At 65.8% G+C, this 21,255-nt stretch carries 18 protein-coding genes; 11 read left to right on the forward strand and 7 right to left on the reverse strand.

What is annotated here, in order from left to right; translation table 11 throughout:
• The first annotated feature begins 565 nt into the window (after nt 1-565).
• From ACI8AG_RS09540 to ACI8AG_RS09560, 5 genes are all read left to right on the forward strand, one after another.
• Nucleotides 566-1,366, forward strand: a complete 801-nt coding sequence (locus ACI8AG_RS09540; RefSeq protein WP_456596842.1) for a helix-turn-helix domain-containing protein — start codon at nt 566-568, stop codon at nt 1,364-1,366.
• A 367-nt stretch (nt 1,367-1,733) separates the two neighbouring features.
• The gene (locus tag ACI8AG_RS09545; protein WP_456596843.1) at nt 1,734-2,867 is read left to right on the forward strand and encodes a hypothetical protein; all 1,134 of its coding nucleotides are present in this window, start codon (nt 1,734-1,736) and stop codon (nt 2,865-2,867) included.
• Between the two features lie 794 nt (nt 2,868-3,661).
• Complete coding sequence (locus tag ACI8AG_RS09550; RefSeq protein ID WP_456596844.1) at nt 3,662-4,294, forward strand: hypothetical protein; 633 nt, start codon at nt 3,662-3,664, stop codon at nt 4,292-4,294.
• Nucleotides 4,295-4,389: 95 nt separating this feature from the next.
• A complete protein-coding gene (locus ACI8AG_RS09555) occupies nt 4,390-6,468 on the forward strand; it encodes a DNA methyltransferase (RefSeq protein WP_456596845.1) in 2,079 nt (692 codons plus the stop codon).
• Entirely contained in the window at nt 6,465-8,954 is a 2,490-nt protein-coding gene (locus ACI8AG_RS09560; RefSeq protein WP_456596846.1) for a DEAD/DEAH box helicase, read from the forward strand. Before ACI8AG_RS09555 ends, ACI8AG_RS09560 begins: the two co-directional genes overlap by 4 nt.
• Nucleotides 8,955-10,259: 1,305 nt before the next feature.
• On the opposite strand, the gene ACI8AG_RS09565 is transcribed toward ACI8AG_RS09560, so the two are convergent.
• Genes ACI8AG_RS09565 through ACI8AG_RS09575 form a run of 3 tightly spaced genes read right to left on the reverse strand, consistent with a single transcriptional unit; the run spans nt 10,260 to nt 12,368 of the window.
• Nucleotides 10,260-11,165, reverse strand: a complete 906-nt coding sequence (locus tag ACI8AG_RS09565; RefSeq protein ID WP_456596847.1) for a type II secretion system F family protein — start codon at nt 11,163-11,165, stop codon at nt 10,260-10,262.
• A gap of 13 nt (nt 11,166-11,178) precedes the next feature.
• Nucleotides 11,179-12,042: a type II secretion system F family protein gene (locus ACI8AG_RS09570; RefSeq protein ID WP_456596848.1), complete on the reverse strand. Its 864-nt coding sequence runs from the start codon at nt 12,040-12,042 to the stop codon at nt 11,179-11,181.
• A complete protein-coding gene (locus tag ACI8AG_RS09575) occupies nt 12,039-12,368 on the reverse strand; it encodes a hypothetical protein (RefSeq protein ID WP_456596849.1) in 330 nt (109 codons plus the stop codon). The genes ACI8AG_RS09570 and ACI8AG_RS09575 overlap by 4 nt, the downstream gene beginning before the upstream one ends.
• 60 nt (nt 12,369-12,428) lie before the next feature.
• Here ACI8AG_RS09575 and ACI8AG_RS09580 point away from each other — a divergent pair, with 60 nt between their 5' ends.
• The 6 genes from ACI8AG_RS09580 (at nt 12,429) to ACI8AG_RS09605 (ending at nt 17,603) form a co-directional block, all read left to right on the forward strand.
• Nucleotides 12,429-13,964 (forward strand): recombinase family protein, encoded by a 1,536-nt coding sequence (locus ACI8AG_RS09580; RefSeq protein WP_456596850.1) that lies wholly within the window; start codon nt 12,429-12,431, stop codon nt 13,962-13,964.
• A 176-nt stretch (nt 13,965-14,140) separates the two neighbouring features.
• Nucleotides 14,141-14,407, forward strand: a complete 267-nt coding sequence (locus ACI8AG_RS09585; protein WP_456596851.1) for a hypothetical protein — start codon at nt 14,141-14,143, stop codon at nt 14,405-14,407.
• 247 nt (nt 14,408-14,654) lie between these two features.
• Complete coding sequence (locus ACI8AG_RS09590; protein ID WP_456596852.1) at nt 14,655-16,142, forward strand: AAA family ATPase; 1,488 nt, start codon at nt 14,655-14,657, stop codon at nt 16,140-16,142.
• Nucleotides 16,143-16,372: 230 nt separating this feature from the next.
• Nucleotides 16,373-16,609: a hypothetical protein gene (locus ACI8AG_RS09595; protein ID WP_456596853.1), complete on the forward strand. Its 237-nt coding sequence runs from the start codon at nt 16,373-16,375 to the stop codon at nt 16,607-16,609.
• Nucleotides 16,606-16,998: a hypothetical protein gene (locus ACI8AG_RS09600; RefSeq protein ID WP_456596854.1), complete on the forward strand. Its 393-nt coding sequence runs from the start codon at nt 16,606-16,608 to the stop codon at nt 16,996-16,998. The genes ACI8AG_RS09595 and ACI8AG_RS09600 overlap by 4 nt, the downstream gene beginning before the upstream one ends.
• Nucleotides 16,995-17,603, forward strand: a complete 609-nt coding sequence (locus ACI8AG_RS09605) for a hypothetical protein (RefSeq protein ID WP_456596855.1) — start codon at nt 16,995-16,997, stop codon at nt 17,601-17,603. Before ACI8AG_RS09600 ends, ACI8AG_RS09605 begins: the two co-directional genes overlap by 4 nt.
• A gap of 54 nt (nt 17,604-17,657) precedes the next feature.
• Here ACI8AG_RS09605 and ACI8AG_RS09610 read toward each other — a convergent pair whose 3' ends face one another.
• From ACI8AG_RS09610 to ACI8AG_RS09625, 4 genes are all read right to left on the reverse strand, one after another.
• Nucleotides 17,658-17,789, reverse strand: coding sequence for a hypothetical protein (locus ACI8AG_RS09610; protein ID WP_456596856.1), 132 nt, complete (start codon nt 17,787-17,789; stop codon nt 17,658-17,660).
• Between the two features lie 23 nt (nt 17,790-17,812).
• Nucleotides 17,813-18,364, reverse strand: coding sequence for an OB-fold protein (locus ACI8AG_RS09615; RefSeq protein ID WP_456596857.1), 552 nt, complete (start codon nt 18,362-18,364; stop codon nt 17,813-17,815).
• Between the two features lie 687 nt (nt 18,365-19,051).
• Entirely contained in the window at nt 19,052-19,687 is a 636-nt protein-coding gene (locus ACI8AG_RS09620) for a recombinase family protein (protein ID WP_456596858.1), read from the reverse strand.
• A complete protein-coding gene (locus tag ACI8AG_RS09625) occupies nt 19,687-20,007 on the reverse strand; it encodes a hypothetical protein (protein ID WP_456596859.1) in 321 nt (106 codons plus the stop codon). Before ACI8AG_RS09625 ends, ACI8AG_RS09620 begins: the two co-directional genes overlap by 1 nt.
• Nucleotides 20,008-21,255: the final 1,248 nt, after the last annotated feature.

The following is a 21,255-nucleotide window of genomic DNA, read 5'->3' on the forward strand; positions in this document are numbered from 1 at the left end:
GATCGACTGCCCAATTCCGGCCCGCCCCCACGAGCTTCCGCAGGACTTGGACGGCTCGCCCCGACTGTCAGGCAACGCGCCTGAGAGGCGTCAGGCGAGCATCCTGACTGCGACGTATGTCCTGGTCAACGCCACAGGCGACGGCCCGCTTGGCAGACGGATGTGCCGGGTCTTGATCGACTTGGAAACCATCCCCGGCCCTGTCACTGACAGACAGTCGGTAGAAGAGATACGGGTTCCTCGAACTAAGTTTAGCCGAATGGTCGCTTCGCCGCAACGACCGAGGCCCAACGACTCGCGCCTTGAAATGGGAGGACGGGCATGTACGGTCATTACGCCGAATGGTTGCAGCGCGTCGAGTGGCGACAGGTCTACCTAGATGAGCTGTGACGAGTCCACAGGTCATCAGGACCGCCCGAGCCATGGGAGGAGTCATTACTTGGACAGGTCCCTCAGCCCGGGAGATCGGGGTTACGGCGCGCATTGGAAACGGCAAGTAAGAAGGGCGGGCCTGGCAAAGCTCCGCGGCCTGCCCGAAGGAGTCGGTGGCAGGGCGCTGTTGGCTGTGCTCACCGCATTCGGCGACCACATTGACAACCGAAGCGGCGAAGCTTGGCCGTCACAGAAGCTTTTAGCCGAGGAGTCCGGACAGGGGAAGCGCACTGTTGAGCGAGCGATGAAGGCCGCTGAACGCCTGGGCTGGATCGAGGAGATCGCGCGCCCAGTGCCCAACGTGCGCGGCACCAAGTACCGGGCGACGGTGCCCGACCCCGACCACCGGAACTCTGGCGACGGTCGCCAGTCTGGTGGCACGTCGGCATCTGGAATGGTCGCCAGTCAGGGCATGGATGGTCGCCAGTGCAAAGCAGGATCATCGCCAGGGAGACTGGAGATGGTCGCCATAGGTGGCGAACAAACTCTCACTAGGAACTCTCATCTGAAAACTCTCAAAGAGGAACGTCGCCCCCCTCCGGGGGCGACGGGACTCCCAGAGGTCACTGGCGTCAGCGGCGAACAGGGAAAGAAGGTAGAGGCGGATCGCCGGCAGTCGTTGAGTGAAGACGCCGAGGAGCGACTGAGAGGGGTCTGGGAACAAGTGGAGAAGGAGGCTGCCAAGAAGGCCGAGGTCGCCTTCCGCAACGGCGAGTTGATACACGAGCTTAACTACGAGGCGTTGGTGAAGTATCGACCCCACCTGCCTTTGCCGCCGACGCAAGATGAGTACGAGGCGCTCCGCAACAAGAACGAATGGACCGAGGGGGAGGTCAATCTTCTGATCGACAGGTACAACAACGACGAAGTCCTACTGCCCAACGAGCTCGACGCGATTGTGAGCCGCGTCGACACTCCCCCCTTCGACGACTGACAGTATTCGCCGGTGTTTCAGTCCCGGCCTTTCGGCGGATAGCAACAGCGCAGAACTGAGTCGGAGCACCGTTTCCGCCGGTGCTTCGCTGTCCGGCACCGAGGCTTAGCCGAGCCTCGGCTTCATCGCGATTGAGGATCGTCTTAGTCAAGACGAGGCCCATTCGTCCCGCCATCGAACGCCCAGCCGCGGAGAGGCTGGGTCTACCAACTGTGCCCAAAAACAGACAGAGAGCAGAAGAGGTCCAATGTCCAATACGTCGAGAAAGTCCTCTACTTCGTCGTCCGATGCCTCCGGCGCTGCGCCCCGGTCTAGGGCTCGCTCTACCGACAACCGTTCTGCCGATACACGGAAGAAGGACACCACCATGCCGAGTAACAACCCCAAGCCGTCTGCCGGCGCTCAGAGCAAGCCCACGCCTGCTCCTGCTTCCGCTGCCGAGCTCTCTCGGCAGGCCAAGACCGAGGCCGAGGCGAGGCTTGTCCGGGGACAGGAGTGGCACCAGCAGGCCCGGGACGCCGCCGAGGAGCACCGTGCACGTCTGACCAGCGGGCAGGTCGATCCGAGTGCCCTGGAGGCGCTGACGGTCGAGCACCTGCACCGCTCCGCCGCAGTGGAAGTTGCTGCTCTCGCGGTCGAGGGCTACGAGCGCGCGGTGAGGCTCGCCGAGCGCAACCTCATCAATGACGACGTGCGCCTTGCCAACGTCCTCGCCGATGTCCTGGCCAAGATGCTCGGTGGCAGGGTGCCGGTCAAGGTCGTCACCGTTTCCGCCGACGTGCAGCCGAACGACAATGGCGAGCCGGTCCTGTACCTGTTGCAGAAGGACGCGGCGAAGGACAAGGGCGGCATTCTGTCCGGCGAGCTGACTGGCACGTACTTCCGCGACTCGCTCATGGCTCCTCTGGACCCGGATCGGCTGGACCGCGCCTGCCGGGACCGGGGGTTTCAGGTCGGGGTTGTCAACCAGAGCACCAGCAAGATCGGGGATAGTCACCGGGACACGGTTAGCCTGAAGGTCCGCAAGGCGTTCCCGCAGCTTCCGGTGCTGTCTGTGGCTCCGCCCGAGGACGCGATTTTGAGGCTGGCACGGGGAGTGACTGCCCGCCTGGCCGACGCGCTGCCGTCCGACCGGCCGGACGGAATCCGTCTTATCGGTGAGTCGAGGAAGCCTGGAACGGTGAGCGAGACCCTGCCTCCGTCCATCGTCGCTACCGAGCCGGATGATGAAGGCGCCCAGCGCATGACCGTGGCGGTGTCATCTTTCGTGCGGGTGACCGATAAGTCCGGCCGCAATGTGGCTGCCATTCTCGCCGACACGATGGAACGGTGCGTGGGCATGGCCGAGTCGGGTACCGGACGCATCGCCTCCGTCGACAACATTCGGACCTCGTGGTCGGAGCCGAATCGCCCGCCCGTGGGCGTCGTGGTCGAGGGATACGACATGCGCACCGTCTGGACGGTTTCCGCCAAGGTGACTCTGACCTACCGCCTCGCCTGACTATAAGAAGTCATTCGGGGAGAGGACCACAGTCTCATTCCTCTCCCCGAATGGCCGGTAATCGCCCTCAGTGCCATTGTGAGGCGGTCAGGCGTGGACCTGGGTGCCCTTGCTACCCTCGCACCTTTTCAGACGCTCTCAGGGCAAATGAGCGGGTTCGGCCCGTCGACGTTCCAACCGTGGCCCAGTCGAGCGGTCAAACTCGACAGGCTCAACGGTCGGGATAGTTGCGGCCGTCGACTTCCTTACCGTGGCAGAACCTCGGCTGCTAAGACTGGCGATGGGCTCCTAGGAGCCTCCCCGGGGCATACCCCCTGGGGGAACCACGTCCCCGGAGCACTTCCCGCCGGGTCCGAAGGCTCCCCCTTCTTGTCACTGGGTTGCGGGATGCTCCCTCTTGCACCCGGTCTCAAGGTCACTCGACGCGAGGGGACGACCACGATGCTCCCGCCCACCTGCAGGAAGCCTCGTCCGCATGACAACGGCGCTCGCTCTCGGCCACGTGTCCCCCGGTGTCCACCGGCTAGGAGTGCCCGCGGGAGATCAGAGTGAGGGAGCTGTGGGATCCAGCGAGGTTGTACTGGCAGGGGCGGGAGATCGAGCCTCCGGTGCAGCGTCGGTTGGTGGTCTGTGCATTGGACCTGGACAACGGCAAGGTGAGCCTTCGCCCCCACGATGGTTCTGCCCACGCTCGGTGGTTTCCCGTCTCCAGGAGGGGAGCCATGCTCTTGGATTCCTCATGGGGTCATGAAAAGTCAGAATCAACATCTACATATTTGAAGATGCGTGTCGCAGTGAACGACATGGTGGACGCTGTGTTTTACACGGACGACAATGAGCACATCCTCGCCGCCCTGTGGTTCCACGTCGAGTACCGAAACCTAGAGGTCCAAGCTCAGTACCGCGACAAGATGCGTGGGATGAAGCCGGACGCCCTCTTTGCTGCACGCACGCAACCAGCACGAAGAGCCGAGTTCGACGTCGCAGGGAGCCTACTTCGTCCGGCCGGCCATTCGGTTCACGCACTACATCAACCCGATAGCACGGGAGTGTTCACGTTCGTGATCGACTACGCAGTCGTCGACAAGAGGCGGAACTCCAGTGACTTGCATTGTGACAAGTGCGGCCGGTCGTTCGAGGTCAAGACGAGGCTTCGGGACGTCCACCGCCGAGTGAGTCACTCGAATCATCGGCCGTTCTGGGAGGAGAACGAGCCCGACGACTTCCACGTCTTCTGGTACCGAGCCCGCAACCGTCACGAAGTGCTGCGCAACGCGGACATAGCAGGTCGGCTAACTAATAGGACAGTGCAGCACCAAGCGGGTGAGATGGATACCTACGTAGACATTGGCAGGCTTGACGACGTCGAACCTCGCGCCCTGTCGCCAGCGTCCTATGCGTGTGCCGGCGCGACGCGCCCGCACTAGACCGGCAGGGCTGGGAGCGCCGCAGGCGGCACCTAGTCTCAGCAACGACGCGGGCGAGGCCAGCGAACGCCGCCCCAACAGCAAGGAGATCGCAAGTGGCTGCCATCGATGAGCTACTCGCCCGTGTGCCAGACCCAGCACTGCGCGAGGCGCTCCAGCGGGAACTAGCACCGCTCAGGGGCGAACGAGAGTTGGGGCTCGTCTTCGAACGGCACATGCCGGAGAAGGTCCGCCTGCCCGGGCTGCCGGTCCGACGTCACTCACTGGTGGAGATCCGCTCCGAGAGCGACTCGCCAACCTGGCGGGTAACTCGCGTGGAGGGGGACAAGGCTTACCTAAGTCGAAAGGCTCCCGTCGGCCCCGCTGTCACAGAGATCCGCGAAGTAGACGAGTTGGTCGTCGTGCGAGAGTTCGGGGATCCAATCTATCCCGGTCTTCGCAGCCTGGGCCGGATCGCGAAGGGCGGAGATAAGCCGTTTCACGCAGTCATCAAGGCGGAGAACTACCACGCTCTCGAAACGCTGCTCTACACATCGCAGGGCCAAGTCGACGTAGTTTACCTGGACCCGCCCTACAACAACCGGGCGAAGGACTGGAAGTACAACAACGACTTCGTCGATACAGCCGACCGCTTCAGACACTCTAAGTGGCTATCCTTTATGGAGAAGCGTCTGCGGCTTGCGCGGAAGTTGCTTCGCCCGGACAAGTCCGTACTAATCGTTACAATCGATGAAGCGGAAGTGCACCGTCTGGGCATACTGCTGCATCAGCTTTTCCCGGGGACCACCCAGCAGATGGTGTCCATCACGATCAACCCCAAAGGCACTGCCAGGCCGAACGAGTTCTCGCGCGTTGACGAGTACGCTTTTGTCGTTCTTTTCGGGTCGGCAGTAGTCCCTGCAGTGCAGGTGGGATCCGGAGAAACCAAGGTCCGCTGGCGCTACCTTCGGCGGAATGACAATGAGTCCATCCGCGGTTCGCGGCCACGACAGTTCTATCCGATCTACGTTGACACGAACACTTCACGCATCGTCCACATAGGTGAGCCGCTAGACAAGACGGCGGACCGACACACTGCACCTGAACGACGCGGTGCTGTTGCGGTGTTTCCTGTACGGGAAGACGGCGTCGAGATGGAATGGGGCTTGACGGGTCCCAGTCTAAGGAAGGCCCTAGACCAGGGGTACGTGCGAGTCACCCCGGGTTACGAACAGCAGCCCTTCATCTTCTCCTACCTAACCGCACCGAACATCAAGAAGATTGAGTCCGGCGAACTCCTGGTATCCGGGGTCCGGCCCGATGGGTCCAAAGAAGTGGTCGCTCCCAACGGCAAGTCCGCGCGGCCAACGACGGTTTGGCGCGAGAAGTCTCATGATGCGGGCGCGCATGGAACCAGCTTGATCGGCGAGCTTTTGCCGGGCAGGAGTTTCCCGTTCCCTAAGTCGCTATACGCGGTCGAGGACATGTTGCGCCTATTCGTCGGCGATAATCCCAATGCGCTCGTCCTCGACTTCTTTGGGGGATCCGGGACGACCACCCACGCCGTCGCGCGGTTGAACCACCAAGATGGCGGGGCGCGACGATCCGTGCTGATCACCAACAATGAGCTTTCACCCGCGGAAGCCGCTGAGCTAGCCGAGGCGGGTCACCGCCCTGGCGATCCGCAGTGGGAAGCTCAGGGTATCTTCGAGTACATCACCCGTCCCCGACTCGAAGCAGCTTTAACGGGACTCACGCCGGACGGTAAGCCGATAGCAGGCGAGTACAAGTTCACTGACGAGTTCGCTATGTCCCAAGGCTTCGAGGAGAACTTGGAGTTCTTCGAACTTTCCTACGAGGACCCAGACCGCGTTCAGCTCGGGACCGCATACGCCGCAGTCGCTCCGATGCTTTGGCTTATGGCAGGTGCCAGTGGTCCGCGCGTTGATGAGGCGGTCGGTGGTTGGTGCGTCCCAGAGGGAGGGCGCTATGGTGTCCTCTTTGACACTAACGCCTGGCCGGACTTCTGCCAGTCCGCTCGTGACAACGACACATTGACTCATGCCTTTGTGGTAACGGACTCAGAGGCGGTCTTCCAACGCGTCGCGGCCGAACTTCCGGCAGACGTGCAAGCTGTCCGCCTGTACGAGTCCTACCTGACCACCTTTGCCATCAATACGGGAGACAGTTCGTGAAGTACGAGTTGAAGGACTACCAGGAGGAGGCAACAGCCAAGGTCATCAACGGCCTGCGCAAGGGAAGCCGCGAATACGCGGCGGACGGTGAACACACTGCCGTCTCCCTATCGGCACCCACCGGCGCCGGGAAGACCGTTATAGCTGCGGCGGTCATCGAAAGGCTGCTCTTCGGCGACGCCGACACTGATACGCCAGCAGACCCTGCCGCCATCTTTCTTTGGCTGACCGACGACCCCTCGTTGAATGAGCAGACGAGGAAAAAAATCCTAGAGGCGTCGGACCGCATCCAGCCGGCGCACATGGTGACCCTCGACGAGGGGTTCGACCAGCCCGAGTTTGATCCTGGCAAGGTGTACTTCCTCAACATTCAGAAGCTGAGTCGGACCTCCAAGCTGGTGGTGCGCCGGGAGGGGAGGCGAACTCATTCCATCTGGCAGACTATGCGCAACACCATCGAGAGCGCTGGTTCCCACTACTATCTGGTCATTGATGAGGCTCATCGCGGGACAGGCAAGCGATCTAGGGAAGATCAGTCCATCGCTCAGAGGCTGCTCAATGGAAGCGAGTACGTTCCGGCCGCGCCGGTAGCTCTAGGGATCTCGGCGACCCCAGAGAGATTCGATGTAGCAGTTGAACGCGGAAGTCAACAGCGCGTCCCGCGCAAGGTCGTGGTGCCCACTTCTGCAGTCCGTGAGTCAGGTCTGATCAAGGATGTGCTATCGATCTCCTATCAGGCCGAGGCGCAGGCGATGGAAGCAACGCTCGTCCGCCAAGCGGCGGCGGCTCTCCGAGAAGTGGATGAGGTTTGGAGCGCATACACGTCCTCGGAGAGTGAGCCTGAGGTCTGTCCCGCCTTGGTCCTGCAAATTCCTCCGAACTCGACACCCAGCGACATTGGTAGCTTGCTGGACATCTGCGTCGAGGAGTGGGAGGCGCTGGGTAAGCACAATGCGCTTGCGCATTCTCTCGAGTCACACACGACTGAGCAGTTTGGCAGGCACGTTGTTAGCTACGTGAAGCCAGAGAACATTCAGGACCGGCAAGCTGTCCGACTCGTCGTGTTCAAGGAAGCGCTGACAACTGGCTGGGATTGTCCTCGTGCCGAAGTCATGGTCTCGCTACGGACGGCGAAGGATGACACCTACATTGCCCAGCTCATTGGGCGGATGGTTCGCTCGCCACTGGCCCGTCGAATTGAAAACCCCGAAACCCTAAACCGTGTGCGACTATACCTTCCAAACTTCGACCGGACCGCGGTCGCATCTGTTAAAGAGAAGCTGGAGCAGGACGACGGTGGCATACCGACGGACGTTGAGATCAACGCCATTGATGCGGGGCGAAACACCCTAGTACCGACCGCCGTCTTCGACGCGATCGAAGCTCTGCCCAGCTACCACGTCCCAGGCCCGGTGCATCGGTCTCAGGTCACTCGATTGCATAAGCTGGCCGCGTTGCTGATTGGGGATGGCCTTCTCCACATGGCTATCGAAGCCGCCGACCAGTACCTCGTGGACTCGCTTAACGCCGAACGTGCTCGACTGGTGTCCGATGGAGCCTTGCCGCAGATGATCACCAACGTAGAGACCGCGAGCGTCGAAGTTCTCGACATCGGGCCGGATGAGGACGCTATAAGTCGCGAGACGCACGCTACGGACACCGCCGACTTGAACAGGTTGTTCGCTGGTGCCCGCCGCAAGCTTCGCGATGGACTGGCGGACAAGTATTGGGGCGATCGCGTGGCCAGGCATGGTGATGACCCACACGACGCTCGGGTGCTGACTATCGCTCTGTCCCGGGACGTGTCGACAGTAGACGCCATCGAGCATCGCGCGGCCGACCGTGTCCGCCAATGGCTTGACACCTATGGCGACGCAATCAGCAACTTGTCTGAGGATAAGAAGGCAAAGTACGCAGAAGTCCGTTCGATGGCGCGACAGCCAGAGCGCTCGAGATTGAGTCTGCCGAAGGGGCCGATCACGATGACGGGCGACGATCAAGTTCCTGGCTATGAGAAGCACCTGTACTCGGACGGTGCTGGTTTGTACCGTGCTCGATTCACGGATTGGGAAAAGCACGTCCTGATGGTCGAGTCCGCCAGAATGGGCTTTGTCGGTTGGTACCGGAACCCCACCGGCGGTCAGCGTGCTCTTCGCGTGCCATACGAGTCGGGCGCGGGCTTCGGGCGCTGTTATCCCGACTTCGTATTTGTACACACCGATGACGACGAGGGTTTGCGCATCAGTGTCATTGATCCGCACGGGCATCACCTTGCCGACGCCAGCGATAAGCTGCGTGGGTTAGCAATCTACGCCCAAAGGCATTCGGCTAGCGTCGCCAGAGTCGTGAGCGTCATTCGCAACAGCTCGGGGGAGTATCGGATGCTTGACCTCAAGGATCCGACAATTCAGGGCACACTGTCCGGCCTTCGGACCCAGAGCGAGGTCGAAGCGACTTTCTCAGACCATGGCGCTGCCTACTCGTAGCCTTCTTCGGTCAGCTATAGGGGTTTCCCATGGCCCAGGCGTGCAGATCGACGGATAGCACGACGAGCCGAAAAGCCACATCGTGCGCAACGTGCCGGCAGATCGAGCAGCCGACGACCTCGCAGGCGGCGATGCTCGGAGCTAAGGGTTCGCCGACGCTCCACGGGATAAACGGACCTTCAGTTGGTTGCAGGGCTCGCCGCAGGCACCGGAGACGAAAAGTGCCCTTCGCTGTGCCCAGCAGTAGGCGGCGGTCCACCGGGTATCTCAGTGCAAACCCCGTTGCGTGCCAAGGCGGCGCGAGCGCATCCGCGGCTTCAACGGAAAGGAGATTGTCGGATCGCAGGCGACGCAGGAAGCTATGGGCTCAACCCAACAGAGACCACGCGAGATTTCCCTGAGAACTCCAGCACCTGCCGCGTGTTCCTCCACGGACAAAGCCTGCCCCGCAGAGGCCGCTCCGTCGAGGGACGACCACGGCCTCGGATTCCGCGCCGCCGCGTCTCACACTAGAGTCGTCGCATGAGCCCGCGCAATAAGCCCCCAAGTTGCGCGGGTCGAAGAGTCTGCTGACGGGCACGTCAAGCAGGCGAGGAGAATTCAGGACTCACATTGGGGTGGCTCCCCTCTACCACTGTAAGGTTCGGGCATGAAGTGCTCGGCGCTTAGCCAACCTTCGTCCCGAGCCAACTTATACCAAACATGTCCATCGATCCTGACTTGGCACTCGACGTATTGCACATCAAACTGATCTAAGAGGTCTATCGCGGCATTTCTAGACGGCGCCGAATAGAGGAGGCGGGACGGGTCGGACCCGCTTGCGATGTAGGGGTACGGCTCCGCAGACATGCGCTCGCGCTCTACGCTTACACCTAGATTGAATGCCATCCATAACGAACTCAACGACATGACAATAGCTAGCCCGAAGATTGCAAACTGACCGACGCCCGTCCCTCGGCTTACAGGCTTGCCGAATACGACTATGTCCAGGGCAACTATGCCAGCACCCACAAACAAGCTGGAGGGAACCGTGTAGTACCAAGCGGCGCCGAAGATCGCGACGACTCCAGCCGCCCAGGCGATGGCTGCGCCCAGGGCGATCGCGGCCCCGCGAAACTCCTTGATGTCTCGTTGCGGTCCCGACACAGCCCTGAGCCTATGGCCATAGACGGTCGGAACGTGGCGTGCCTCCACCTGGACCCTCAGCGCGGCGCGCACGGTGCCGACTGACGTATCGGAGTCCGGACACGCCTCGAAGCCGCTACCCAGCAGATCCCTGGCGAGAGCCGTGTTTGCCGGTATTCGTCACAAGGCGAAGAGGACGGTGACCGGCAGCACCAGGAAGACGACCGGCACCATCATGGCGATCTCCTTGTGGCCGCCGGCCTCGAGCAGCCGCCGCTTGCCGGCCTCGCGCACGTCGGCGGCCTGGGCGCGCAGCACCTCGGCCAGCGGGGTGCCCCGCTCGATGGCCACGAGCAGGCCGTCGATGAACCGGGCCAGCGGGTCCAGCGAGGTGCGGTCGGCGACCTGCTGCAGCGCGTCGGTCAACGGGACGCCGGCCCGCGCCCGGCCCAGCGCGGCACCCAGCTCGCGGGCCAGCTCGCCGCCGGAGAGCCGGGTGACCCGGGCGATCGCGGCGGTGGGGCTCTCCCCCGCGGTCACCGCGAGCGCGAGCAGCTCGGCGACCACCGGGAACTCGGCGAGCAGTAGCTCCTCCCGCCGCTGCACCTGCTGGGTGAGCCACCAGTCGCGGCCGAGCACCCCGCCGACCATGCCGGCCACGCAGAGCAGCCCGGCCGACAGCACGTTGAGGTCGCCGGCGGCCAGCGACCCGACCGCCGCGACCAGGGCCGCCCCGAGCAGGCCGAGCCCGCCCCAGACGACCTGCTCGATGCGGAAGTCCTCCACCGTCAGCTCACCACCGAGGGCGTCGAGCCGCCGGCGCACCGCGGCCCGCCCGCCGACGAAGCGGTCGACCACGCGGGCGCCGTTGCTGATCGACGGACCGGCGATCCGGCGCACCGCCGTCAGCAGGCCCGGCTCGGTCGCGGTGCCGAGCAGCCGTGACGGCGGCGGGGTGTCGTGCACGTACGGCGCGAGCCGGTCGACCAGCCGCACCGAGCGGAACGGCGGCGCGTACGTCAACACCAGCACCAGCCCGGTCGCGGCCAGCAGGCCGAGCAGCATGCCCAGGACGCCGGCGCTCACCGGACCACCCCGCTCACTGGAGCACCCGCACGTCCTCGGGCAGCCGCCCGATCCGCAGCATCAGCCGGTAGGCGACCAGGCACACCGCCCCGCCGCCGAGCAGGATCGCGGTGCCCAGCGCCGAGTCGTAGGCGGCCAGCGTGGTCGACTGCGTGGCCAGCAGCAGCAGCACGACCCACGGCGCGGCCACCGCCAGCCGGGCCGCCTGCACCACCCAGCCCTGCCGGGTCTCCAGCTCGGCGCGGGCGCGGGCGTCCTCGCGCAGGAACGTCGACAGCGTGCGCAGCACCCGGCCGAGGTCGGTGCCGCCGACCTCCCGGGCCACCCGCAGCGTCTCCACGATGCGGTCACCGACCGGGTCGGCGAGGTCGTCCTTCAGCCGGTCCAGGCACGATCCGAATCGGCCGCTGGAGCGGTACTCGGCGGCGAACCGGGCGAACGGCGGCCGCAGCACCTCCGGCCCGCGGGTCGACAGCGCCGCCAGCGCCTCGGGCAGCGACAGACCGGCGCGCACGGCCGAGGCCAGGTTGTCCACGACCTCGGGCCACACCTCGCGCAGGTCGGCCCGGCGCTTGCCCGCCAGGCGGCGCACCTGCGCGTGCGGCAGCAGGAAGCCGAACAGCCCGAACACCAGGCTGACGGTCACCGTGCTCGTCGTCAGCAGGACGACGACGGTGACCAGCAACCCCAGCCCGATCTGCAGGGCGAGCAGCTGCGCGGCGTTGATACCCGTGAGCCCCGCGGCGGCCAGGAGCTGCTGCCGTCGCCCGGGACGGCGCGGATCGGTGCGCGGCGCCGGCGCGCGGGACCCGCTGCGCCAGATCAGCAGCAGCCCGACCCCGAGCAGGAGGCCGAGCAGAGCACCGGACTGGGTCACGCCAGCAGCCCGGCGAGGTCGAACCCGGCGGCGGCGAACCGCTCGGGGTGCGGCGGATAGCCGTCGGCCCGCACCAGCCGGCCGTCCCGGCTGGTGAAGACGTCGGCGGTCTCGACGACACCGTCCTCGGCGCGGCCGGGCAGCGCGACGATCTCGCGCACCCGCCGCCGGCCGTCGGCGTCCGTGCCCGCTTGCACCACCAGGTCCACGCTGGACGCGACGGTGGGGACGACGAACGACGTCCCGATGTTCTCCCCGGCCAGCAGCGGCAGCGTGCACATCTTCACGACCGCTTCGCGGGCGCTGTTGGCGTGCAGCGTGCACATGCCGGGCAGGCCCGAGTTCAGCGCGATGAGCAGGCGCGAATCGTTCGATACGATACCGACATGACGACGTCTCGTAATCGACTACGCGCCGCGATCTACTGCCGGATCAGCGACGACCGCGAAGGCGAACGGCTCGGCGTCGAGCGCCAGCGCGAGGACTGCATGGCCCGCGCCGAGCATGAGGGCTGGCAGGTGGTGGACGTCTTCACAGACAACGACGTCGGCGCCAGCACCAAGAGCAAGAAGGCCCGTCCGGCCTACAAGCAGATGCTGAAGGCCGCTGACAGCGGCGAGTTCGACATCATCCTCAGCTACTCGGCCTCGCGGCTCACTCGCCGGCCAATGGAGTGGGAGGAGCTGATCCAGCTTCACGACCGCCGTGGCGTGCTACTCCGGACCATCGCCAGCGGCGACGTGAACCTAGAGACGGCGGACGGCCGAGCCGTGGCGCGCACGATCGCAGCGTGGGACGGCGCCGAGGCCGAGCGCATCAGCGAGCGCGTGGCACGCGCCGCCAAGCAGCGGAAGGAGCAGGGCAAGTACCACGGGGGCTTCCCGCCTTACGGCTACGACCGCGTTCCGGGCGGCACGCTGACGATCAACACGGAGCGCGCGGCCGTCATCCGCGAGGGAGCGCGCCGCGTCCTCAACGGCGAGTCGCTGTACGGCATCTGGACCGACCTCAACCGCCGAGGCATCAAGACCGGTCCAGGCCCGCGCGCTCCGCAGGGCGCCCGCTGGCAGAGCCAGACGCTCAAGCGCGTCCTCACGAGCCCGGCCACCATCGGCTGCATGGAGCTGGACGACGGCAGCCTCCGCCAGGTGGCCGAGCCGGTCCTCGACCGGCCGACTTGGGACCGGCTGCGGGAGATCCTCTACGACGACAAGCGGTGGGCGCGGACATGCCCGCCGGACTGGTCATCGCGTCGCAAGTACGCACTCTCCGGGCTGCTGTTCTGCGGTCGCTGCGGCCACTGGCTGTCCGGGTCGAACCGCGCGGCCAGGCGCGGCGAGGTGGGAGGCACGACCATCCCGTCGTTCATCTGCACAACGGCCCAGGGCGGCTGCGGCAAGATCAGGATCGACCTGCCGCCGGTCGAGGACTGGGTGCTCGGCCAGGTCTTCGCGAGACTGGACGTTCCGGGCGTCCAGTTGGCCCTCTCGTCACGTGAGCAGCTGGCCGACGATGACGACCTGCGGCAGCAGATTCGAGACGCTGAGCGCCTTCTGGAGCGGCTCGACGACGACCACGCCGATGGGCTACTCGACCGGCGCCGGTACCTGCGCCAGGTCACCCGAGTCCAGCAGCGGCTTGACGCCACGCGGCGTGAGCTGGCCGAGGTCCAGCGGTCGGTGTTCGTGATCGAGACCGGCGGCCGCAGCCTGCGAGACGTGTGGGCTGAGCACGACGCCACGTGGCAGCGAACGCTCCTGGGGCACGTCATCGAGAAGATCGTCATCGAGCCGCACCCGGCGGGCTTCACCACGACCCTGCCGCGCAGGCGTGGAGAAAGCGACGAAAGTCTTCAAAGTCGTCGCAAGGAGCATCAGGAGCTTCTTTTGCTCAACCGAGTGCACGTAAACTGGAAGCAGTAGTCCGGCAGCCGAACACGTCAGTCCGTGTTGCGTTACTATTGACTTACTGACGGAACGCCGTCCACCACCTTCGCCAGGCCGACCGACCGGGCCTATCGCCAGCGCGAGCCCAGGGTCATTGTCACTGCCGCGAGCAGCGAAGGAATCCCACCCTCCGTACGTCAAAGGGGATTCCTGTGCCCGCAGTCAAGCACCCGAAGTTCGGCCGCCAGCCGATCCAAGAGATCGTTCGCAACGACGGCCGAACCATTCGCGGCTTCGTCCGCCTGCTACAGACCGATGAGGCCCACGCGCTGCTCGCTCTGGCGGGCCGCGTACCGCCGTCACGCCAGCTTCAAGCTGAGCTGACCACCAAGCTGGGCCTGCCGGTGGAGCTGCTCTTCACCAAGGCCGCGCTCGAGGCCGAGTACCACGGCCCGCGCGGGCGACTGGTGACGTCATGAGCGCGGTCGATGACCTCTCGCCCGTCGCCAGGCACGCGCTCTGGGCCTCGTGCATGGACTCGAACGTGCCGGTGCAGCTCTCGGACCCGGCGACCGTCGAGCGGGTGACGGCCCTGCTGCGGTCGAATGCCCCGACAAACAGCGAGGCCGGGACTTATTCAGCCCCGGCCCCACTGCTGCTCTCCATCAACCAGTCGAACGGGTCATCACTCCGTCCTAACGGCACCCCGCCGAATGGGGAACCGCTGTGAAGGACGATACGCCGAATGAGTCAGGGGCTGGCGTCGCCGCCGACTCCGCACCACCCCCACTGCCGCCACAGTTCGTATCCAAGAGCGGCGAAGTCATTCCGATTGCACCGCCTCCCCCGCCACCGCCGGGAATGAGTCCGGGAAAGGTTCGGCTGCTGCCTACCGGCGCACCACGCATTCTAAGCGACCAGGGCGCGCCGGATCCCCCGCTGAACCTGCCGGTCACCGGCGGCGGCGCAATGGCCTACACCGAGCCGCAGGCGGGCGACGATGACGAGATCCGCGACTATCGCCGCGCGTTGCGCGAGTGGCTTGACGCCCTACACGAGAAGTCCCGGGCGGCGGCCTACGAGGCCGAGTTCGAGGTCGAGAAGCGCAAGCAGAAGCTGCTGATCGCCGCCAAGCGGGAGGCGCAGCGCGAGGTTGACGAGGAGGAGCACCACCGGCTCGCCGCCAGCGGGGAGGACGCGACCCGGGCGCAGCTCGGCGGTGACGCCATCCTCGATGAACCGGAATCGCCACCGGCCGTGTGGGGTGCCGACCAGCGGATCGCGTGGGCCAAGGGCCAGGGAATCATGCTCGCTTCGCACCAGGGGCTGGGCAAGACGACCATCGCTCAGCAGCTCGTCCTGCACCGCGTGGGAGTGCTACCCGGACGGTTCCTCGGGATGCCGGTGGCGACCGACGACCGGCCGGTGCTGTACCTGGCGATGGACCGGCCGTCACAGGCACTTCAGTCCTTCCGGCGCATGGTCAGCGCCGACCAACGCGACCAGCTCAACCGCTCACTGATCGTCTGGCGCGGGCCGCTACCGGTCAACATCACGAGCGGCACGGCGGCGCTGGCCGACTTCGTGCAGGAGGTCTGTCCCGGCTGCGGCCTGCTGGTAGTGGACTCCGTGAAGGACCTCGTTCCCGGCATCAGCAAGGACGAGGTCGGGTCGGCGCTCAACATCGCCTGGCAGGAGGTCATCGCCAGGGACACCGAGCTGCTCCTGCTGCATCACCAGCGGAAGGCGGCGCAGGGCGAGAAGCGGCTCAACGCGCTCGATGACGTCTACGGCTCGACCTGGCTGACGTCCGGGCTTGGCTCCGTGTTCGCACTGGACGGCGAGCCGGGCTCCCCGACCGTCACCTTGAAGCACCTCAAGCCGGTCATCGAGCCCATCGGCCCGCTGACACTGCGGCACGACCACGCCGCCGGTCGCACGGCGACCTACGACGGCTCGGTCACGGTCATGTCGGTGCTCTTCGAGCGCGGCGACCAGGGCGCCACGGCGTCGGGACTGGCCGGTGCGGTGCTCGGCCGCGCCGCCGCGTCGGACCTACAGGCCATCCGGCGTCAGCTTCGCCAGCTGGCCGGCAATCAGCTCGTGCGCAAGGAGCCAGGGGCGAAGACGTCCGGCGGCAGCGTCGAGGACCGCTGGTTCCTGACCGACGAAGGCAAGTGGTCGATGGAGATCGGCGGCGGCCATGACGACTGACCCGACGTTCAGCCGGTGTTCACGAGATCGCGTTTCCCGACGTCAAGCCGGTGTTCACCGTAGCCGGTGTCCAGCCGGTGTTCACGGCTCCCGCGACAGCGCGTTTCTGCAGGTCAGAGCCTGTGTTCACCCGACGTTCGGGGCCACTGTTCACGCGCGTTCCTGTCTACAAACAGGAACGCGTGACAGCCGACCAACCATCAGCGCAGTCAACCGCAAGGAGTCATGAGATGACCGCCACGACAACCACCGACCCAGCCGTGCGGCGGCTGGCGATCTACCGGCTCGCCGCCGCGCTGGCGCTCGAAGACCTGCCGGAGCGCGTGATCGTGCAGGCCCTGGCGTTCGAGCCTGCCGCGGAGCGCATGAGCACCGACGAGCTGCGCGACGTCACGCGCCGGGTCTGCGCCGAGCGCCGGCGACGCGCTGCTGAGGCCGAAGCCGAGAACTCGGCGGTGGCGTCGTGAGCGCGCCTGGCGTCATCACCGGCGCCTTCCGCTCGCCGGTGCGCGAGCTGTCCGAGCTGCTCGGCGTGTGGGTCACGGACGTCCACCACTGCCGGGTGATCGTCGGCGGTCGGCCGCAGCCGGACCTCAACGCCTGGCGGCTGCACCTGCCGACCGCGCGCTACGGACTCGACAGCGACGGCCAGTGGTCGCACGTCGTCAAAAGCCGGGAGCTCCGGTCGCCCTGGTGGCTGAACCGGTGGGCGCGCATCTGGGGCCGCTCCCCCGACCTGCCGGAGCTGACCAAGGCAGACGGCCGCCGCGCGCTGCGGCTCATGCACGAAGCGGTGGAGGCCAAGCCGGCCGACACCGAGCACGACACCACCATCACCGAAGGGATCAACCGATGAGCACCCACCCGCTGAACGAGAACGACGACACCCAGGCCCACGAGGAAATGCTCGCGGCGATGCCCGCCGTGGCGAAGCTGGGCGCGATGGTCGCGGCGGTGATCGAGGACGCACTCGCGGACGCGCTGGACGGCCGCCGCAAGCAGTCCTGCCTGCACCTCGTGGACGCCGCCAACGGCTGGCGCACCGACACGGGCCCGCTGCGGCCCGGCCAGCGGCGGCCGCTCGACCGCATGGCGTTCCTCTGCGTGCAACACCCCGACCGGCTGCTGTGCGACGAGGGCGCGAGTCCCGGCGTCAGCCTCGGGTGCGCGAACCTGCACATGGCGCAGGAGCACCGGGACGAGATGCCCGCGCGGTGCTTCACCTGTGAGCAGCCCATCCCCGAGGACGAGATCACGCCGGTGTTCGCCGCCATCCAGCTTCACCGGCCGCTGACCGTCTACAACTCGTCGCCGTCAGACTTTCAGTACCTCGGCACCCTGCACACCCTGCCGATCACCTACCTGTGCCTACGACACGCGGCACAGGTAGATCTGCCGATCCGAATGGCCTGGCCGCTGACGGCCGAAGGCATCACGCCGGAGGACGTCATACAGGGATGACAGCTGAGTGCCCCCACCGAAACAAACGGCGGGGGCACTCAGCGGTAAGGGGGATCAGCGGTTGTTGATCCAGGCCGCCCGCTCCGAGGAGAACGAGAAGGACGGCTCGTAGAGCACGACGTACTGGCCAGGGGCAGGGTCAGGGGTGTCGAAGCAGACGTCGCCTGACGTCGTGCCCCCGCTCATGGGACCTACCGGTGACCGGCTCGTCACTCGATGGTCTCGGCCTCAAGCGAGTAGCCCATGACTTCGCCGACGTCGGTGACCGTGCCGGTAACCGTGACCGCCTGGCCCTCGCTGAAACTAGCCACCTGGTCTAGGAACTCCTCGCTTGTCTGGACCTGGATGCCCGTCAGGATGAGGGCGTCGGGCTCCGGGTCCAGGGCGAAGTAGTTACCCGAGGCGTCAATATTTCCGACGAACCCGCTGACTGTGACCCGCTTGCCCTCGTAGGTGTTCTTCGCGTTCAGCGCATTGCCCTCCAGGACCTCGATCATCTCCTGCGCCGAGACCACGGTCGCGGGCTCCTCGAGGGCGGGCTCCTCAGCGGAGGTCGGGTCGGTGACCGCGCCCGAAGGCGTCTCCTCCTCGCCTCCGCTCGTAGCGATCACGATGAGGATGATGAGGGCGATGACGGCAAGGAGAATGAACCGCTTCTTCTTGTACCAGGGCCGACTGGCCTTGCGGTAAGCCTTATCGGCCTTCGCCTGCGCCTTTGCGCCCTTCGCGTCCGTGAACTCAGGCTGTGTGGGTTGTGACACTGACGGGTCCCCCGATGAGCGGATTTTCTGACGCGGACGCTGGTCCAACGACAAGAGAGTGAGTGAGAAGCTGGCTGTCACTGGATGGCCGTGAACTCCAGTTGGCCAGGCCAACGTAGATGACGGTCTTCCAGCAAGTCCACAGCCGTGGCGATGAGTCGCAGGCGGAGGTTCTGTCACCTCTTGCCAGTGGGGTCGCCGCGACCGCCACCACCAGGCCGCCCGCTGGCGACCCCTTGCCCCATCTGCGGCTTCGCCCAGCCGCGCGCGGTAGGACGTTCGGGGCAGGCGCCAGGCGGGGCGCAGCGGGCCACTCACGGCCCTGGCGACTCCGGCCGCCTCAGGCGACTTCCAACAAGATCGACTCCGCGCGACGTCGATCCGCTCGCGGAGCGCTGCTCCGAAGTCGGAGACGGTGACTCGTGGCCCTGGCGGGCGGTTCGCGGCGAGCGCGCGCCGCGCGAACGCGTGACGAGTAGATGAACCTTCATCCACTACTTGCGAGCTGACCTGTTGGCTTGCACTCGCTGAGGTTTGCTTGCCGCCCGTCTTGCTCGCTCACCGCCCGTCTTGTCGGCTTGCGAGCCGTCTCGTTCGCTTTGCCCGCAACGTCACCGAGGCCGGCCACCGCGTTGTGTCGCGGCAGCCGGCCTCGGGCCGGAAAGGGTCACTGGGCGCCCGGCGGGCTCAGCCAGGCTGGCGGTTCAAGATCGCGCGCACCGAGGACGGCCACCAGCGGTCGCCGCCCTTGGCGGTCGGGACGCCCTCGCCGTTGAGCCGGTCGGCGATGGCGGTCAGCGTCGCGCCGCCCTGGCGCAGCTCGGTGATGCGGTCGGCCACGTCGTCGGGCAGAACGCGCGGACCGCCGATGCGGACACCCTTCGCACGGGCTGCGGCCAGGCCATCGCGGGTGCGCTGCGAGATCATGTCCCGCTCAAGCTCGGCGGCGGCGCACAGCACGTTGGCGGTGAACTTGCCCATCGGCGTCGTGAGATCGAGGCCGATGTCGAGAACGACCAGCGCCCAGCCCTTGGTGTTGGCTCGGCAGACCAGGGCGGCGAAGTCGGCCACCGACCGCGAGACCCGGTCGATCTTGGTGGCCACCAGGGCGTCGGCCTCGCCGGACTCGACCAGCTTCACGGCGCGCGTGAGCTGGTCGCGCCTCATGTCCTTGCCGCTGGACCCCAGGTCCTCGGCCCACGTGACGATTTCCCAGCCGCGCAGCTCGGCCTGCCGTCGAAGCTCGGCGCGCTGGGCGTCGATGCCGTGGCCCGTGTCGGCCTGCTCGCGGGTGGAGACGCGGGTGTAGGCGACAACCCTCATCACTTCGCGACCTTGAAGGTCACGCGGCAGGTGTCGCCGTCGCCGTCGAACCGGCGGATCTGCAGCTTCACGCCCGCCTGCCGGGCGGCCTTGTGCAGCTCCCCCATGACGCTGTACGCCTCGCACGCGGTCTTGCGACCGGCGTACGGCTTCAAGCTGAACCGGCCGGGCAGCTCGCGGCGCTTGCTGTCCTTGCTGGCGTCGGTGACGAGCTGCACCAGGGCCGGGTCGGCGCCCTGGCGGGCGGCCGTGGCAGCCCTGGGGAACTCGGGCTCGGCTGCGATGGTGGTCTCGGCGGCGAGCTTGGCGAAGTCGATCACGACGGTTCCTCTTCCTGTGTCCTTGGCGAGATACTTGAGCGTTCAAGCACCTAGGACGACGCTAACGCCGTGGTGACGCTCTGTAAATACAGAACGAGCGGTTCTTGTAAAGGATCTTGGTCAGGCTCGTCGGCGCCCTTCGTCGGGCCGACTCGGCCCGAGCCGCTCAGTGGCCCCACAACGCCGCGACCTGCGCGATCGTTGGGTCGATACCCGTCAGTCGGTCCGAGTTCGCCAGCGGTCACCAGGTGGCCCGGACGGGCGGCGCCTACGTCTCCGGTTACGCAACGTCACGCGCAACCGGGGCGTGCAAAGCGTCCACTGCCGGTGATCTTGAAAGGGCGCACTGGTCCCGGACGATTTTTCCCTCTCCCACGCTGGGAGAAGCGATCTCCCTCTCGCCGGCTCCGCGGTTGCACACTCGTCGCATGGCTTCCACCGCATCCACACCCACACTCTCGCCGAGGACGCGGAGGGTCACTTCGTGAAGATCGGAAAGGACACGACCATTTGGTGGGGTCGGGAAACGATCGGCAACGACCTGGACGCGTGGGTCCGACTGCGGCGTCCCCGCAGCCAGCGCAGCGTCACGTTCAGCCGCCTGAGGTTCTCGAAGACGGTGTGGAAGGCCCAGTACCTCGGCCCTCGGCGGGTCCTTCGGGTTCAGGTCGACTGGAATCCCGACCACACCCGGCCGCTGCCGGGCGCTCGACCTCAGTCCTGACTGACCGGCCGGTCGGGCCACGGCCTGACGTCCAGCTGCCCGATCTTGAGCAAGGACGTCGAATCGCTGGGTGACGACTCCGCGATGCCTGCCGCGCGTACTTCACGCAGGTGCGGACGAACTCCGCCCCGACCTCGGCTTTGTCCGCCTGCAAGCGTCGCAACCGCTCGCGATCTTCGTCGCTGAACTAGATGATCGCCATGGTGACCCGCCGTGGGGCCATTGCTAGCGGCGCCATGATGCGACATCGTCATCGCTCCATGCTCAGCGGACCCCCGGAGGCCAAGCGTGACGCGATCTGAGCCGGGATCGAAGCGAAAGATCGACTGGCAGGCAGTCGCCGCTATCGCGGCAGTTCCCGGGGGAATTATTGCCCTTATCGCACTTGTCGTCTACTTCACAGGCGGCGCAGGAGTCTCCGACGAGACCTTACCTACGACCACTTCTCCTATATCCGAGCCGACTAGTCCTGTTACGACACCACCTGCAACATCGACCCCCACCTCACCGGTCACATCGGCGCC

Source organism: Blastococcus sp. SYSU DS0552 (assembly GCF_054050815.1).

Excerpts from the sequence above, each read along its gene's own strand:
- ACI8AG_RS09620 (WP_456596858.1), bottom strand. The coding sequence starts at position 19,687 with ATGAGGGTTGTCGCCTACACCCGCGTCTCCACCCGCGAGCAGGCCGAC.
- ACI8AG_RS09575 (WP_456596849.1), bottom strand. The coding sequence starts at position 12,368 with ATGTGCACGCTGCACGCCAACAGCGCCCGCGAAGCGGTCGTGAAGATG.
- ACI8AG_RS09610 (WP_456596856.1), bottom strand. The coding sequence starts at position 17,789 with ATGAGCGGGGGCACGACGTCAGGCGACGTCTGCTTCGACACCCCTGAC.
- ACI8AG_RS09580 (WP_456596850.1), top strand. The coding sequence starts at position 12,429 with ATGACGACGTCTCGTAATCGACTACGCGCCGCGATCTACTGCCGGATC.
- ACI8AG_RS09545 (WP_456596843.1), top strand. The coding sequence starts at position 1,734 with ATGCCGAGTAACAACCCCAAGCCGTCTGCCGGCGCTCAGAGCAAGCCC.
- ACI8AG_RS09605 (WP_456596855.1), top strand. The coding sequence starts at position 16,995 with ATGAGCACCCACCCGCTGAACGAGAACGACGACACCCAGGCCCACGAG.
- ACI8AG_RS09595 (WP_456596853.1), top strand. The coding sequence starts at position 16,373 with ATGACCGCCACGACAACCACCGACCCAGCCGTGCGGCGGCTGGCGATC.